Annotated in this window: 14 protein-coding genes; 8 read left to right on the top strand and 6 right to left on the bottom strand. The window is 59.5% G+C overall.

The window, feature by feature from the left end; genetic code table 11:
- Nucleotides 1-10: 10 nt before the first annotated feature.
- The 4 genes from gyrB to dnaA form a co-directional block, all read right to left on the bottom strand.
- Complete coding sequence (gyrB, locus tag ACTG2T_RS09480) at nt 11-2,422, bottom strand: DNA topoisomerase (ATP-hydrolyzing) subunit B (protein ID WP_005357188.1); 2,412 nt, start codon at nt 2,420-2,422, stop codon at nt 11-13.
- On the bottom strand, nt 2,419-3,522 hold the full coding sequence (gene recF / locus ACTG2T_RS09475; protein WP_005339305.1) for a DNA replication/repair protein RecF: 1,104 nt from the start codon (nt 3,520-3,522) through the stop codon (nt 2,419-2,421). The genes gyrB and recF overlap by 4 nt, the downstream gene beginning before the upstream one ends.
- 2 nt (nt 3,523-3,524) lie before the next feature.
- Nucleotides 3,525-4,628 (bottom strand): DNA polymerase III subunit beta, encoded by a 1,104-nt coding sequence (gene dnaN, locus ACTG2T_RS09470; protein WP_216956783.1) that lies wholly within the window; start codon nt 4,626-4,628, stop codon nt 3,525-3,527.
- A gap of 83 nt (nt 4,629-4,711) precedes the next feature.
- Nucleotides 4,712-6,082 carry a chromosomal replication initiator protein DnaA gene (dnaA, locus tag ACTG2T_RS09465; RefSeq protein ID WP_005339307.1) on the bottom strand — a complete coding sequence of 457 codons (1,371 nt, stop codon included), beginning with the start codon at nt 6,080-6,082 and terminating at the stop codon, nt 4,712-4,714.
- Nucleotides 6,083-6,393: 311 nt separating this feature from the next.
- Here dnaA and ACTG2T_RS09460 point away from each other — a divergent pair, with 311 nt between their 5' ends.
- The 8 genes from ACTG2T_RS09460 to mnmE all read left to right on the top strand — a co-directional run bounded on the left by ACTG2T_RS09460 (nt 6,394) and on the right by mnmE (nt 12,659).
- Nucleotides 6,394-7,152 carry an amino acid ABC transporter substrate-binding protein gene (locus ACTG2T_RS09460; RefSeq protein ID WP_005339308.1) on the top strand — a complete coding sequence of 253 codons (759 nt, stop codon included), beginning with the start codon at nt 6,394-6,396 and terminating at the stop codon, nt 7,150-7,152.
- Nucleotides 7,153-7,821 carry an amino acid ABC transporter permease gene (locus tag ACTG2T_RS09455; protein WP_330125597.1) on the top strand — a complete coding sequence of 223 codons (669 nt, stop codon included), beginning with the start codon at nt 7,153-7,155 and terminating at the stop codon, nt 7,819-7,821.
- A 12-nt stretch (nt 7,822-7,833) separates the two neighbouring features.
- Nucleotides 7,834-8,568, top strand: a complete 735-nt coding sequence (locus ACTG2T_RS09450) for an amino acid ABC transporter ATP-binding protein (protein WP_128816799.1) — start codon at nt 7,834-7,836, stop codon at nt 8,566-8,568.
- A gap of 270 nt (nt 8,569-8,838) precedes the next feature.
- A complete protein-coding gene (gene rpmH, locus ACTG2T_RS09445) occupies nt 8,839-8,973 on the top strand; it encodes a 50S ribosomal protein L34 (RefSeq protein WP_005307156.1) in 135 nt (44 codons plus the stop codon).
- Complete coding sequence (rnpA, locus tag ACTG2T_RS09440) at nt 8,973-9,332, top strand: ribonuclease P protein component (RefSeq protein WP_005339313.1); 360 nt, start codon at nt 8,973-8,975, stop codon at nt 9,330-9,332. The genes rpmH and rnpA overlap by 1 nt, the downstream gene beginning before the upstream one ends.
- Nucleotides 9,299-9,547 carry a membrane protein insertion efficiency factor YidD gene (gene yidD, locus ACTG2T_RS09435; protein ID WP_010672280.1) on the top strand — a complete coding sequence of 83 codons (249 nt, stop codon included), beginning with the start codon at nt 9,299-9,301 and terminating at the stop codon, nt 9,545-9,547. The genes rnpA and yidD overlap by 34 nt, the downstream gene beginning before the upstream one ends.
- A 5-nt stretch (nt 9,548-9,552) precedes the next feature.
- Entirely contained in the window at nt 9,553-11,199 is a 1,647-nt protein-coding gene (gene yidC / locus ACTG2T_RS09430; RefSeq protein WP_005355794.1) for a membrane protein insertase YidC, read from the top strand.
- Between the two features lie 98 nt (nt 11,200-11,297).
- Nucleotides 11,298-12,659, top strand: coding sequence for a tRNA uridine-5-carboxymethylaminomethyl(34) synthesis GTPase MnmE (gene mnmE / locus ACTG2T_RS09425; RefSeq protein WP_019445516.1), 1,362 nt, complete (start codon nt 11,298-11,300; stop codon nt 12,657-12,659).
- 71 nt (nt 12,660-12,730) lie between these two features.
- On the opposite strand, the gene fhuB is transcribed toward mnmE, so the two are convergent.
- Both fhuB and ACTG2T_RS09415 read right to left on the bottom strand, forming a co-directional pair.
- A complete protein-coding gene (gene fhuB / locus ACTG2T_RS09420; RefSeq protein ID WP_330125598.1) occupies nt 12,731-14,713 on the bottom strand; it encodes a Fe(3+)-hydroxamate ABC transporter permease FhuB in 1,983 nt (660 codons plus the stop codon).
- On the bottom strand, nt 14,710-15,594 hold the full coding sequence (locus ACTG2T_RS09415; protein WP_330125610.1) for an ABC transporter substrate-binding protein: 885 nt from the start codon (nt 15,592-15,594) through the stop codon (nt 14,710-14,712). The genes fhuB and ACTG2T_RS09415 overlap by 4 nt, the downstream gene beginning before the upstream one ends.
- Between the last annotated feature and the right edge of the window lie 13 nt (nt 15,595-15,607).

Here is a 15,607-nt window from a genome sequence, read left to right as displayed (position 1 = left end):
ACAGCGTCGATTAGACGTCGAGGTTGGCTACGCGCAGGGCGTTGGTCTCGATAAAGTCACGACGGGGCTCAACGGCATCACCCATCAGGGTGGAGAAGAGCTGGTCAGCACCAACGGCGTCGTCGATGGTGACGCGCAGCATGCGGCGGGCTTCCGGATCCATGGTGGTTTCCCACAGCTGGTCCGGGTTCATCTCACCCAGCCCTTTATAGCGCTGGATGTAGATGCCGCGTTTGCCTTCGCCCATCAGCCACTCGACGGCTTCCACGAAGTTGGCAACCGGTTTGACCTTCTCGCCACGCTTGATGAAACCACCTTCCTCGATCAGGTTGGCGATCTCCTTGCCCAGCGAGACCAGCTGACGGTACTCACCGGACTGCAGGAAGTCGTAGCTGAGCGGATATTCGCGGTCGACACCGTGCTGACGTACCACGGCGTGCGGCACGTACAGGCTGCGCTCTTCGTCACGACGAACCTGGATCTGGTACTGGATACCGTGGTTGCTCTCGTTGAGCACGGCTTCCATACCCTGACACCAGGCCAGCAGATCGCTCTCGCTGTTCAGCAGCGCTTCGTTCAACTCCGGCTGATAGATCAGCTGGGTCAGCACGGCTTCCGGCGCACGACGAGACATGCGGGTGATCAGGTGAGTCACCGAGCGGTGCTGGTTGACCAGGCGCTCCAGTGCCTCGCCACCGATAGCCGGGGCAGACTCGTTAACGTGCAGGGTCGCACCATCCAGCGCCATGGCGGTCTGGTACTGCAGCAGCGCGTCTTCGTCTTTCAGGTACTGCTCCTGCTTGCCCTTCTTCACTTTATAGAGCGGCGGCTGGGCGATGTAGACGTAGCCACGTTCGATGATTTCCGGCATCTGACGATAGAAGAAGGTCAGCAGCAGGGTTCGGATGTGCGCACCATCGACGTCCGCATCGGTCATGATGATGATGTTGTGATAACGCAGCTTGTCCGGGTTGTACTCGTCGCGACCGATACCGCAACCCAGTGCGGTGATCAGGGTGCCCACCTCTTGCGAGGAGATCATCTTGTCGAAACGGGCCTTCTCCACGTTCAGGATTTTACCCTTGAGCGGCAGGATGGCCTGGTTCTTACGGTTGCGACCCTGCTTGGCGGAACCGCCAGCAGAGTCCCCTTCCACTATGTAGAGTTCGGAGAGAGCCGGGTCTTTTTCCTGACAGTCAGCCAGTTTGCCGGGCAGACCGGCGATATCCAGCGCGCCTTTACGGCGGGTCAGTTCGCGGGCTTTGCGGGCCGCTTCACGGGCACGGGCCGCATCGATGATCTTGTTGACCACGATCTTGGCATCGCCCGGGTTTTCCAGCAGGAAGTCCGCCAGCTTCTCACCCATCGCCTGCTCAACTGCGGTCTTCACTTCGGAAGAGACCAGCTTGTCTTTGGTCTGGGAGGAGAACTTGGGATCCGGCACCTTGACGGAGATAACGGCAATCAGACCTTCACGCACGTCGTCGCCACTGGCGGCAGACTTGGCCTTCTTGCTGTAGTCCTCTTTGTCCATATAGGAGTTCAGAGTACGGGTCAGCGCGGTACGGAAGCCAACGAGGTGAGTACCACCATCCCGCTGCGGGATGTTGTTGGTGAAGCAGTAGACCCCTTCCTGATAGGCGTCGTTCCACTGCATCGCCACTTCAACGCCGATACCATCCTGCTCGGTGGTGAAATGGAACACCTTCGGGTGGATCGGGGTCTTGTTCTGGTTCAGGTATTCAACGAATGCCTTGATGCCACCCTCGTAGCAGAAATGCGCCTCGCGGCCATCACGCTCATCTTGCAGACGGATGGAGACACCGGAGTTGAGGAAGGAGAGCTCGCGCAGGCGCTTGGCCAGGATCTCGTAGTGGAACAGGGTATCGCTGAAAATGGCTGGGCTCGGCCAGAAGCGAACTTCGGTACCGGTGCCGGTGCTGTCGCCAATCTGCTTGAGCGGCGCCTGTGGCTCACCCAGATGATAGGTCTGCTCGTAGACGTGACCGTTACGACGAATGGTCAGCAACAGCTTGTCAGAGAGGGCGTTAACGACCGAGACACCCACGCCGTGCAGACCACCGGAAACCTTGTAGGAGTTGTCATCAAACTTACCGCCTGCGTGCAGCACGGTCATGATGACCTCTGCGGCGGAGCGGCCCTCCTCCTCGTGCATGTCTACCGGGATACCCCGGCCATTGTCACGCACAGAGACAGAACCGTCGGAATGGATCTTGACCAGAATATCGGAGCAGTAGCCAGCGAGCGCCTCGTCAATGGAGTTATCGACGACCTCGAACACCATGTGGTGCAGACCCGAGCCATCATCCGTATCGCCGATATACATCCCCGGGCGCTTGCGGACCGCATCCAGGCCCTTCAGCACCTTGATATTCGAGGAGTCGTAAGTATTTTCACTCATAGCTTACTCTCTGCCTTCTCTAACGTTTCGGAGATTTTACCCTGTTCCACGTGGAACAACTTGCAGTCATTCGCATCCATCATGTCTGCGAGCTGACCGGTGTCGATGGCGGTGATAAACACCTGGGACGCACACTGCTTCAGCCTTGCGGCCAGCAAGCGGCGCTTGTCGACATCCAGTTCAGAGGCAAAATCGTCAATTAAAAAAATACAGCCACGGCTGCTATGTTGATTCAAATAGAGCCCTTGGGCCAGTCGCATGGCGCAGACCAGCAACTTCAGCTGACCCCGGGACAAAATATCCTGAGCGGGCACCCCGTTCGCCTTGAGGCGCACATCGGCTTTTTGTGGACCGACACCGGTATAGCCCAGCGCCCGATCCCGCTCAAACCCCGCCTCCAGCAGATCGCCGAGGGGAGTATCTTTCTCCCAGCCCCGGTAAAAGCCGAGACTGATATCGAATTCCGGCAGAAAATCCGCCGTCATCTCCTTGATCAGGGGCGTAATGGCCTGACAATAACTGGCGCGAAACTCGGCCAGCTCCCCCCCCAGCCGCACCAGCTCCTGATCCCAGAACGCCAGCTGGCGATATTGGGTGCTCTGGCGCAACAGTGCATTGCGCTGTTTCAGCAGCCGCCGCACTCGTCCCCACAGGGCAAAGAAGGTCGGCTCCTGATGGAAAACGCCCCAATCGAGCCAGGCGCGGCGAGCCTGAGGCCCGCCCGTCAGCAGGTTGAAACCATCGGGATGGATCAACTGCACCGGCAACAGCTCCGCCAAATCGGCCAGCCGCTGGGCCTGTGCCCCAGCAATCTTGAGCTGGGTCTCGCCACTCTTGTCTTTGGCAAGACCGATCGGTACCTGACGCCCCTCCAGCTCGCACTGGGCAAACAGGGTAAAGGCCCTCTCCCCCTGGCGGATGACCCGCCCGGTCAAATGAGTGCGAAAGGAGCGCCCCAGACCAAGGTAGTGAATGGCTTCCAGCACGCTGGTCTTGCCGCTGCCATTGCACCCGACCAAAATGTTGAGGCCGGGCGACAGCTTGAGACTGGCTTGCTGGATATTGCGAAAGTCGCTGAGCTGGAGTTTGACCAGGGACACGACTAGATCCGCATCGGCATTACCACGTACTGAGCATCCTGATGTTCAAAATCCTCAATAATGGCGCTGCTGACGGAATCGCTCAGGCTAACCCGGATTTGCTCACATTTTAACGTATTCAGCACGTCAAGCACATAAGAGACGTTAAAGCCGATCTCCATCTCGCCAGCGGCATATTGTACGTCAAGCAGCTCTTCGGCTTCTTCCTGTTCCGGGTTGTTGGCGGTGATGCGCAGCAGGTTTTCCTGCAGATTGAGACGCACCCCACGGAATTTCTCGTTGGAGAGGATGGCGGCGCGGGCAAACGCCTGACGCAGATCCTCACGGCCGGCGATCAAGGCCTTGTCGCTGTTGCGCGGAATGACGCGGCGCCAATCCGGGAAGCGGCCATCCACCAGCTTGGAGGTGAAGATGAAGCCGTCCAGCGCAGCACGCAGGTTGCTGCGACCGATCTGCAGCCGCACCGGCTTGTCTTCCGCCTCCAGCAGACGCACCAGCTCCAGTACCCCTTTGCGCGGCAGGATAACTTGATGATCGGGCAGCGATTCCCCTACTACCTCGCGGCGGCAGGTGGCCAGACGGTGACCGTCGGTCGCCACGGTACGCAGACCGTGACCTTCGCTCTCGAACAGCATGCCGTTCAGGTAGTAACGTACATCCTGGCTGGCCATGGAGAACTGGGTCGCATCGATCAGCTTCTTCAATTCCAGCTGGCTGATATCGAACTCGAGCACGGATTCCCAATCCTCGATGTTCGGATACTCGGTCGCCGGCAGGGTCGAGAGGTTGAAGCGGGAGCGACCGGACCGGATGATCAGGCGCTCGCCTTCGGTATTGAGACGGATCTCGGCGCCTTCCGGCAGACCACGGCAGATATCCAGCAGCTTGCGCGCCGGTACTGTGGTGCGGCCATCTTCGCTGGCCCCGTTCAGATAGACCTGACCGATCATCTCTACTTCGAGATCGGTACCGGTCAGTGACAGCAGACCGTTGCTGACATCAAGCAGCACGTTGCCAAGGATCGGCAGGGTCGGTCGGCCGCCGAGGGCGCCGGACACCAGTTGCAGAGGACGTAACAGGGCCTCACGGCTAATTTCGAGCTGCATCTGTGCTCTCCGTTGTGATTAGGAGGAAAAGATTCGGATCAGGTTGGAATATTCGCGCTGCATCTGTCCACTCGATTCCGTTATCAGGAAGAAAGGGTACGGATCAGGTTGGAATAATCCTCCTTGATGTCGTGACTCTCCTCCTTCAGCTGCTCGATCTTGCGGCAGGCATGAAGAACGGTAGTGTGGTCACGGCCACCAAAGGCATCACCTATCTCCGGCAAACTGTGGTTGGTCAGCTCCTTGGCCAGTGCCATCGCCAGTTGGCGCGGACGGGCAACAGAGCGGGAACGACGCTTGGAGAGCAGATCCGCCAGCTTGATCTTGTAGTACTCCGCCACCGTCTTCTGGATATTGTCGATGGTGACCAGCTTCTCCTGCAGTGCCAACAGGTCGCGCAGCGCTTCGCGCACGAAATCGATGTTGATGGCACGGCCGGTAAAGTTGGCGTTGGCGATCACCCGGTTGAGGGCGCCTTCCAGTTCACGGACGTTGGATCGCAGACGTTTGGCAATGAAGAAGGCCACTTCGTCCGGCAGATGGATCTGGTTCTCGTCTGCCTTGCGCATCAGGATCGCGACGCGGGTCTCCAGCTCCGGCGGTTCGATCGCCACGGTCAGGCCCCAGCCGAAGCGGGACTTGAGGCGATCTTCTACACCGTTGATCTCCTTCGGATAGCGATCCGAGGTCAGGATGATCTGCTGGTTACCTTCCAGCAAGGCATTGAAGGTATGGAAGAACTCCTCCTGGGAGCGCTCCTTGTTGGCGAAGAACTGGATGTCATCGATGAGCAGGGCATCGACGCTGCGGTAGTAACGCTTGAACTCTTCAATGGCGTTGTTTTGCAGCGCTTTCACCATGTCCTGAACAAACCGCTCGGAGTGCATATAGATGACTTTCGCATCTTTTTTACTCTCCTTGATGGCATTGCCAACGGCGTGCAGCAGGTGGGTTTTACCCAGGCCAGTGCCGCCATAGAGGAACAGCGGGTTGTAAGCACCACCCGGATTGTCCGCTACCTGACGGGCAGCCGCACGCGCCAACTGGTTGGACTTACCCTCGACGAAATTCTCGAAGGTATAGTTCACGTTGGTGTTGCTCTTGTGGTTCGGCTCGGGCTTGGCTTCAGCCTTGCTTTCCCAGCTCTTCTGCAAGTTATTCACAGGCGCGGCACCCTGTACCGGTGCTCTGGCGACAGCAACAGGATGGGGACGATTGCCTATATCAAAACGCAGGGCGGGGCCGTCGACCCCGCAGAGTTCGTTGATGATGCCGTTAACCCGGATGAGATACTTGTCTCGTACCCAGTCCAGAACAAAGCGATTCGGTGCATACAGGGTCAGAGTATTGTCACTCAACTCCGCTTGAAGCGGCCGGATCCACATGCTGAATTCTGCCGAGGGCAACTCATCTTGCAGCCGGTTAAGGCACTGCTGCCATAGCGAAGCAGTCACTCTAAACTCCTGTCGATTGATTAACTAAAGACCGGCTATTCTACGTTTTTAGCCGCCGGATCTCCAGCCATCGCCCGGTGGATCCAGCAAATAAGATCCTTGACTTTCAAGGATCCAGCGCCTTTGGATCAGATTTCATCCCCAAAGTTACCCACAGCTTGATCCACCGTCCGGATTGGTCGATCCCGTGCTTCTCTCCTGTTATTTCATATAACCAAATGTCATTTATTTTTTAAATTTTATTCCAATAACATCAGGGCCAAACCAGTTATTACAACTACAAATACAAGACATTGAGAGAGAGAAACACCATGAAAACATCCATCAAACTGATTTCCGGCGCAGCCATCCTGCTCGCCACCCTGTCCGGTCAGGCCATCGCCCAGGAGACCATCAAGGTCGGCATGTCCGGCAAATATTTCCCGTTCACCTTCGTCAAGCAGGACAAGCTGCAAGGCTTTGAAGTGGATATGTGGAACCAGATCGGCGAGCGCACCGGCTACAAGGTCGAATTCGTGACCGCCAGCTTCTCCGGCCTGTTCGGCATGCTGGAAACTGGCCGCATCGACACCATCTCCAACCAGATCACCATCACCGACGAGCGCAAGGCGAAGTACGACTTCTCCCAGCCTTACGTCTATGACGGCGCCCAGATCGTGGTCCGCAAGGGCAACAGCACCATCCACGGCATCAAGGATCTGGAAGGCAAGAAGGTGGCCGTGAACCTGGGTTCCAACTTCGAAGAGCTGCTGCGCAAGAATGACCCGAACAAGAAGATCGATATCCGCACCTATGACTCCGCCTTCGAGCAGGATGTCGCCCTGGGTCGCATCGATGCTTTCGTGATGGACCGCGTCTCCACCGCCCAACTGATCAAAGAGTCCAAGCTGCCGCTGCAACAGGCTGGCGCACCGTTCGAGACTATCGAGAACGCCCTGCCCTTCCTGAAGACCCCGGAGAAACAGGCGCTGCTGAAGAAGGTCGACGAGGCCCTGACCGCTATGCGCAAGGACGGCTCCCTGCGTCAGATCTCCGAGAAATGGTTCGCTTCCGACATCACCGACAAATAAATGATGGAATTTGACCTCGAATACACGCTGGGGCTGTTTCCCATCCTGCTCAAATACCTGGGCACCACGATGGAGATGGCCCTGTGGGGATTCGTGCTGGCACTCGTACTCTCGCTGGCCCTGGCGATAGTACGGGTGTTTCGCGTCCCCGCGATCCACTGGCTGGCGATGCTCTATATCTCGTTCTTTCGGGGTACACCGCTACTCGTTCAGCTGTTCCTGCTCTACTACGGACTGCCGCAACTGTTCCCGATCTTCGTGGGGATGGATGCCTTTACTGCCGCCATCGTCGGTCTGACCCTGCACTTCGCCGCCTACATGGCCGAGTCGATCCGAGCAGCCATCCTCGGCATTCACAAAAGCCAGATGGAAGCGGCGCTCAGTATCGGCATGAGCCGTTATCAGGCGATGCAGCGGATCATCCTGCCGCAGGCGGCACGCATCGCCACCCCGTCGCTGATGAACTACTTCATCGACATGATCAAGAGCACCTCGCTGGCCTTCACCCTGGGGGTGGCCGAGATCATGGGCAAGGCGCAGATGGAAGCCTCCTCCTCCTTCAAGTTCTTCGAGAGCTTTATGGCGGTGGCGCTGATCTACTGGGTAGTGGTGATCTTCTTTACCCGCTTGCAGCATCTGCTGGAAATGCGTCTCAACCGTGCCTATTAAAGGAGGGCTCTCATGATCAAGCTAACCGGCCTCTCCAAGGCATATCACGGCAATCAAGTGCTCAACGGCATCGATCTGGAGGTCAAAAAGGGGGAAATTGTCGTCATCATCGGTCCCTCCGGCACCGGCAAGTCGACCCTGTTGCGCTGCCTGAACCTGCTGGAGACCCCGGATGCGGGCACCCTTGCCATCGACGATCTGCAGCTCAACCTGGCCAAGGCCAGCGAACAGCAGGCGATCGAGCTGCGCAAACGGGCCTCCTTCGTGTTCCAGAACTACGCCCTTTTTGCCAACAAAACAGCGCTCGACAACATCGCCGAAGGGCTGATCACCGTCTGGAAGCAGCCAAAAGCGGAGGCCCGCGCCACAGCGCTCGGCATCCTCAAGGACATTGGTCTTGCCGACAAGCAGGATGCCTATCCGGCCTCCCTCTCCGGCGGCCAGCAGCAACGGGTCGGCATTGGCCGCGCCATGGCGGCCCACTCCAAGGTGATCCTGTTTGACGAGCCCACCTCGGCCCTCGATCCCGAGTGGGTCGACGAGGTTTTGGGACTGATGAAAGAGTTGGCCCGCCAGCACCAGACCATGGTGGTGGTGACTCATGAGATTGAATTTGCTCGTGATGTTGCCGATCGGGTGATCTTCATGGAAGGAGGGCGGATCGTCGAGCAGGGCCCGCCGGATCAGATATTGGTCGATCCCAAGGATCCCCGTACCCGGGAGTTCTTGCGGAAAGTCCTTAAATAGCTCTCTCTTTGGCGGCCTGGCCGCCTTTTTTATTGAGGGATCCCTTGTTTAACCCCGGGTTGCCAGTATAATCCGGAGCCCTTGATCCTCTGGATCCTCACGCTCGGCAGTGGCCTTTTCAAGACCATGGCAGGATGAGAGGGTACGGCGGATTGACTAAAAGCCGAACTCTGTTTAGAATTCGGCCTCTTTTGCTAGTCGTCACACGCTATAGCTGGCGCGTCGGCTAAGTGTGACAATCAAAACTGTACAGAAATACGGAATCGAATCATGAAACGTACTTTTCAACCGTCCAACCTGAAGCGCAAGCGCTCTCACGGTTTCCGCGCCCGCATGGCAACTGCCAACGGTCGTAAAGTTCTGGCCGCTCGTCGTGCCAAGGGTCGTGCCCGTCTGGTAGTTTAATGCCTACCCAGCACACCTTCTCTCGGGAGTTACGTCTGTTAACTCCCGAACACTTCAAACGCGTTTTCGCCGAGCCTGTCCGGGCTGCTTCCCCGCAAATTACGCTTCTCGCCTGCCCCAATTCACTCGAACACTCTCGTCTTGGTCTCGCTGTGCCCAAAAAAGCACTCAAGCGTGCCGTCTGGCGTAACCGTGTCAAACGGGTGGTCCGGGAAAGTTTCCGCCTCAAACAACATCAGCTGCCCGCTATCGACATCGTGGTGATCGCCAAAGCCGGTGTGAAAGAGATGGATAACGAGGAACTGTTCAAGTTACTGGAAAAGCTATGGCGCACTCTGTCACGCCGTTGCAATGGGTAGCTATCAAACTGATACGCCTGTATCAGCTAATCATTAGCCCTCTGCTCGGGCCGCGCTGCCGTTTTACTCCAACTTGTTCCCAATTTGCGATAGAAGCCATCCGACTTCACGGTTTCATAAAAGGCGTTTGGTTAGCTAGCAAACGTCTATTAAAATGCCATCCCTTATCCGAGGGTGGTTATGACCCGGTTCCGCAACCAAAGCGAAGAAACTGAAGACTATGGAATCACAACGCAATCTACTCCTGATCGGTTTGCTGTTCGTGAGCTTTCTGCTCTGGCAACAGTGGGAGTCCGACAAGGCTCCGAAGCCGGCCCCGACTACCGTGGCCCAAACCGAACATTTCGTACCTGAAGCCGGTCAAACCGGTGATATTCCTCAGGTTTCCGAGCAAGCCAACGCGACTGCCGCACGCAAGCTGATCACCGTCTCCTCTGACGTGCTCAAGCTGACCCTGGATACCCAGGGTGGTGACGTCGTGTCTGCCGAACTGCTGTCTCACAAACTGGAAGAGGGCAAGGACCAACCGTTCGTGCTGCTGACCAGCAAGCCTGAGCACCTCTATATCGCCCAGAGCGGTCTGGTGGGTCGCAACGGTCCGGACAGTCAGGCCGAAGGTCGTCCTACCTATGAAGCCGCCCAGACCAGCTATCAGCTGGCCGATGGTCAGGATCAAGTCGTCGTTCCGATGACCTGGACCGACAGCAAGGGCGTGGTCTTCACCAAGGAGTTCATCCTCAAGCGTGGCGACTATGCCGTTGGCGTTGATTACAAGATCGACAACAAATCTGCCGAGCCGGTTCAGGTGCAGTTCTATGGTCAGCTGAAGCAGACCGTAGCAACGCCGAAGGATCAGGAAGGTCATGCCATGGTAGCCAGCGCTTACCGTGGTGGTGCCTTCTCCACTGAAGATACCCGCTACAAGAAGTACACCTTCGACGAGATGAAGGATGCCGACCTGAACAAGACCACCAAGGGTGGTTGGGTCGCCATGCTGCAACACTACTTCGTCTCTGCTTGGGCACCGAATGCCGACGATACCAACAGCTTCTACAGCCGTGTGATCCCGGGCAAAGGCCAGGCCATCATCGGTTACAAGGCGCCGCTGGTTGACGTGGCCGCCGGCCAACAGGCCGAAGTGACCAGCAAGCTGTGGGTTGGTCCCAAGCTGCAAGACCAGATGGCCAAGGTGGCTAACCACCTCGACCTGACCGTCGACTACGGCTGGCTGTGGTTCATCGCCCAACCGCTGCACTGGCTGCTGACCGTGTTCCACGGTTTCGTCCAGAACTGGGGTCTGGCCATCATCATGCTGACCCTGCTGGTGCGCGGCATCATGTTCCCGCTGACCAAGGCCCAGTACACCTCCATGGCCAAGATGCGCATGCTGCAACCCAAGATTGCGGCCCTGCGCGAGCGCTTCGGCGATGACCGCCAGAAGATGTCTCAGGGCATGATGGAGCTGTACAAGAAGGAGAAGGTCAACCCGCTGGGTGGCTGCCTGCCGATCCTGGTTCAGATGCCGATCTTCATCGCCCTCTACTGGGCACTGATGGAATCCGTTGAACTGCGTCACGCGCCGTTTGCCCTGTGGATCACTGACCTGTCAGTGAAGGACCCCTTCTTCGTGCTGCCAATCCTCATGGGTGCCTCCATGTGGTATCTGCAGAAGATGAGCCCGACCACCGTAACCGACCCGATGCAGCAGAAAGTGATGCAGTTCATGCCGATCATCTTCACTTTCATGTTCCTCTGGTTCCCGGCTGGCCTGACTCTCTACTGGCTGGTGAGCAACGTCATCTCCATCATCCAGCAGACCATCATCTATCGTCAGCTGGAGAAGAAAGGACTGCATTCACGCAGCTAATCTTCCCGTGATGACAAAAGAGGCGGCCTTCGGGCCGCCTTTTTTATTACAATGTCCCCACTACGTTTTCCTATCAGCGAACAAACGAGCCAAGCAAGATGACAACAGATACGATCGTGGCCCAGGCCACCGCGCCAGGCCGTGGTGGCGTCGGCATAGTCCGGGTCTCCGGCCCCGCCGCCGAACAGGTCGCCGGGATAGTGCTCGGCAAGCTCCCGCGGGTGCGCTACGCCGAATATCTGCCGTTCAAGGATGAGCAAGGCCAGGTACTGGATCAGGGCATCGCCCTGCTGTTCAAAGCACCCAACAGCTTCACCGGCGAGGATGTGCTGGAGCTGCAGGGCCACGGCGGCCCCGTCATCATGGACATGCTGATCCGCCGCATTCTGAAAATCGATGGCATCCGCCCTGCCCGCCCCGGCGAGTTTAGCGAGCGCGCCTTCATCAACGACAAGCTGGATCTGGCCCAGGCCGAAGCCATCGCTGACCTTATTGAAGCCTCCAGCGAACAGGCCGCCCGCAGCGCCATGCACTCCCTACAGGGGCAGTTCTCCAGCAAAATCCAGCAACTGGTGGAAAGCCTGATCCGGCTGCGCATCTATGTGGAAGCGGCCATCGACTTCCCGGACGAGGAGATCGACTTCCTCTCCGACGGCAAGGTGGCGGGCGACCTCTACGCCATCATGTCCGAGCTGGACGACGTGCGCGGGGAAGCCAAACAGGGCGCCCTGCTGCGGGAAGGGATGAAGGTGGTGATCGCCGGTCGTCCCAACGCCGGCAAATCGAGCCTGCTAAATGCCCTGGCGGGCCGTGAGTCGGCCATCGTCACCGAGATCGCCGGTACCACCCGCGATGTGCTGCGCGAGCATATCCATCTCGATGGCATGCCGCTGCACATCATCGACACCGCCGGTCTGCGCGACACCCAGGACAAGGTGGAGCAGATCGGTATCGAACGCGCCTGGGCCGAGATCGAACAGGCCGACCGGGTGCTGTTTATGGTGGATGGCACCACCACAGACGCGGTTGACCCGCGCGAGATCTGGCCGGAATTTGTTGATCGGTTGCCAAAAAACATCGGCCTCACCGTCATTCGCAACAAGGCCGACCTGACCGGCGAGGATCTTGCACCGAGTCAGGAGCAGGGCCACGCCGTCTACCGCATCTCCGCCAAAACCGAGCTGGGGCTGCCCGCCCTGCGCGAGCACCTGAAAGCCTGCATGGGCTTCCAAGGCAACACCGAAGGGGGCTTTATGGCCCGCCGCCGCCATCTGGATGCGCTGGAGCGTGCCGCCGAGCGCCTGCTGGTAGCCAAAGAGCAGCTGGAAGTGTTCGTGGCCGGCGAGCTGGTGGCCGAAGAGTTGCGCCTCGCGCAGGAGTCCCTCTCCGAGATCACCGGCGAGTTCAGCTCCGACGATCTGCTGGGCCGTATCTTCTCCAGCTTCTGCATCGGCAAGTAAGCCGGTCTGGCAGACAACAAAAAGCCCGGGTTCATCCCGGGCTTTTTGTTGTGCATTTTTTGTCCACAAACCTAGAGGCGACGCAGGCACCACATGAAGTAAGCGCCCCCTAACAAGGTGGAGACCAGCCCGACCGGCACCTCCTGCGGGAAGAGGATCTGCTGGCCGACCCAGTCCGCCGATACCATCAGCAGGGCGCCGGAAGCGGCGGCCCCAAGCAGGTGCCAGCGTGCCCGCACCAACCCCATCAGCTTGGCCATGTGTGGCGCCAACAGACCGACGAACGAGAGCGGCCCCACCACCATGGTGGCGCTGGCAGTGAGCACGGCCACCAGCAGCAGGATAGCGAGCTGGGCACGGTTGAGGCGAATGCCGAGTGCGGCGGCTACCGCCGCCCCCATCGGCAGCAGATCGAGCCAGCGGCTCACCAGCAGGCAGGCGGCCAGCATCAGCAGCGCCAGCCCCACCAGCCCATAGGTCACCGGCAGGGTGACGTAATAGGTAGAACCGGACATCCAGGAGAGCAGTTGCTGCACCCGCATGTCACCGTTGGCCAGCGCGATGGCCTGCAGCGGTTCAAACAACGCCGTGATGGCGATACCGGAGAGCAGGATCCGCTCCGGCTGGAAGCCGTGCTTGCGATTAACCACCACCAGCAGCAACAGGCAGCAGAAGGCACCGAGCAGGCCACCGGACAGCATCAGCGGCAGGGGCAATGCAGGCAGCAACAGCGCCGTCGCAATCACCCCCATAAAGGTGCCACCGCTCACCCCCAGCAGCTCCGGGCTCGCCATCGGGTTGTTGCTGACTCGCTGCAACAGGGTGCCCGCCAGCGCCAGCAACACGCCAGCAGCTCCCGCCGCCAGAGTGCGCGGCAACCGCCACTCCAGTTGAGCCTGCCAGCGGAGCCAGCTCGGCCAGCTCCAGCCCGTCATTCCCTGTCCAACCAGCAGGGAGGCGACCACGGCCAGCAACAGCCCGACCAGCAACAGGCCGATAAGGCGAGCCGGTGCCGGATGGCGAGCCACCAGCAGGCCGGCGTTTGCCTTTGGCGCACCCGATTTGATGCCAAGGCGCGGGATCAGCCAAAGCAGCAGCGGCGCCCCCAGCAGGGCGGTCATGGCGCCGGTGGGGATCAAGACTGGCCAGAAGCGACTCAGAATCTGCAGCAACAGATCGGTCGCCGCCAGCAGCAGGGCGCCGAGGATTGGAGCCCACAGCAGCCGCTGGCCGAGCTGGCGGATCCCGAGCAACCGCACCATGGCGGGTGCGGCCAGCCCGATAAAACCGATCAGCCCCACCACGCTCACCACGCAAGCGGTGACAAACACCGCCAGCCCAAGTCCGGCAAAACGCAGATGCTGCAGGGAGACCCCCAGACTGCGGGCGCTGGCATCATCCAGCTCCAGCACCGCCAGCGGGCGCACCAGTACTGCGGCCAGCGCAGCGGCTGCCAGCAGGCGGGGCAACAGGTAACTCACCCCGCTCCAGCTGTTCTGCACTAGCGAGCCACTGCCCCACACCAACAAACCTTTCAGCTCCTCCTGAAAGAACAGCAAGAGTCCCATGCTGATGGCCGCCAGATAGAGGTTGATCACCAACCCGGCAAAGACGATGACCACCGGATTGAGCTGGCGACGCCAGGCCAGGGCAAACACCAGTGCCATCGCGAGGCTGCCACCGGCCATGGCGATCCACTCCCGCCCCAACAGCAACCAGGAGGGGGCAAACAGGGTCACCATCATCAACGCCAGTTGGGCACCGGAGGCCACCCCCAAGGTGGTCGGTGACGCGAGCGGGTTGCGCAGCACCTGCTGCATCAGGATGCCCGCCAGCCCGAGCGCCGCCCCGGCCAGCAGGGTGACCGCCAAGCGGGGCAGCCAGCTGAAATGCACCACTGCTTGGCTGACGTCATTCAGATTGGGGGCGAAGAGGCTCTTCCACCAGAGCGCACCGGGCAGCTGGCGAGCCAGCTCCCAATACGCGAGCGAGAGGGTCAACCCCAGCAGGATCGAGACCGGCCGCAGCAGCGGCGATGTGAGCAGTCGCTTCATCGGCTCGCCTCCATACGCTCGGCATCTTGCAGCATTGCATCGCTGAGCAGACCGGCGAAACGGCGGGCAGCAAGTACGCCGCCAAAACTCCAGACCGCAGGCAGATGCAGCACGGGGGCTTGGCGTACCAGCGGCAGATGCTGCCACAGCCCAGGCTCCTGCAGCCGTTCGCTCACCCCTACCGGGATGGGATCGACCACCACCAGCCGAGCGGTTGGCAAGGTCATAAACTGCTCGATGCTGACCACCGAGAAACCCCAGTCATTGGTCTGCTCCTGCCAGCCATTACGCAGCCCGAGCCGCGTCATCACCGCATCGAACAGGCTGTGGCGACCAAACACCCGCACATGGCGCTCATCGATAAACTGCACCACCAGCAGGGGCGGCAGATCCGCAGGCAATCTGGCCTGCATGCTGGCGAGATCCCGATCCAGCCCGGCCAGCAGCCGTTCGCCCTCGGCGGTTTTGCCCACCATGCGGGCGAGGGTCAGGGTCACCTCGTGCAGTCTCTGCCACAGATCGGTTTGCCCATCATAGAGGGCGATGGTGCTCACCGGCGCGATGCGGGAAAGAGTTGGCGCCAGCGGGGCCGCCAGCGGCGAGATGAGGATACGATCGGGTTTGAGCTCCGCCAGCAGCTCACGGTTGGGCTGGGTACGCAGGCCGATATCCACCACCCTGGCGGGCAACCGTGGCTCGCCGACCCAGGCCTGATAGGGGCCTGCATCCCCCACCGCCAGCGGAGTCACCCCGAGTGCCAGCAGGGTTTCGGCTATGGTCCAGTCGACAGTGGCGATACGGGGTAGCGGTGCAGAGGCGCTCGGAGATATGTCGGCCTGCGCCGCTAGTGGCAGCAGCAGGCTAATAAGGCAGGGTGCCATCTTCTTCAATAAA

Origin of the sequence: Aeromonas sp. 75A (genome assembly GCF_051919425.1) — a bacterium.
In the GTDB taxonomy this organism is placed as follows: Bacteria; Pseudomonadota; Gammaproteobacteria; order Enterobacterales; family Aeromonadaceae; genus Aeromonas; species Aeromonas veronii.
Note: the sequence above shows the minus strand (reverse complement) of the source record. Positions and strands in the feature narration are given on the sequence as shown.

Coding starts and splice junctions, on each gene's coding strand:
- gyrB (WP_005357188.1), bottom strand. CDS start 2,422: ATGAGTGAAAATACTTACGACTCCTCGAATATCAAGGTGCTGAAGGGC.
- dnaN (WP_216956783.1), bottom strand. CDS start 4,628: ATGCAGCTCGAAATTAGCCGTGAGGCCCTGTTACGTCCTCTGCAACTG.
- ACTG2T_RS09460 (WP_005339308.1), top strand. CDS start 6,394: ATGAAAACATCCATCAAACTGATTTCCGGCGCAGCCATCCTGCTCGCC.
- ACTG2T_RS09455 (WP_330125597.1), top strand. CDS start 7,153: ATGATGGAATTTGACCTCGAATACACGCTGGGGCTGTTTCCCATCCTG.
- ACTG2T_RS09450 (WP_128816799.1), top strand. CDS start 7,834: ATGATCAAGCTAACCGGCCTCTCCAAGGCATATCACGGCAATCAAGTG.
- rpmH (WP_005307156.1), top strand. CDS start 8,839: ATGAAACGTACTTTTCAACCGTCCAACCTGAAGCGCAAGCGCTCTCAC.
- rnpA (WP_005339313.1), top strand. CDS start 8,973: ATGCCTACCCAGCACACCTTCTCTCGGGAGTTACGTCTGTTAACTCCC.
- yidD (WP_010672280.1), top strand. CDS start 9,299: ATGGCGCACTCTGTCACGCCGTTGCAATGGGTAGCTATCAAACTGATA.
- yidC (WP_005355794.1), top strand. CDS start 9,553: ATGGAATCACAACGCAATCTACTCCTGATCGGTTTGCTGTTCGTGAGC.
- mnmE (WP_019445516.1), top strand. CDS start 11,298: ATGACAACAGATACGATCGTGGCCCAGGCCACCGCGCCAGGCCGTGGT.
- fhuB (WP_330125598.1), bottom strand. CDS start 14,713: ATGAAGCGACTGCTCACATCGCCGCTGCTGCGGCCGGTCTCGATCCTG.
- ACTG2T_RS09415 (WP_330125610.1), bottom strand. CDS start 15,594: ATGGCACCCTGCCTTATTAGCCTGCTGCTGCCACTAGCGGCGCAGGCC.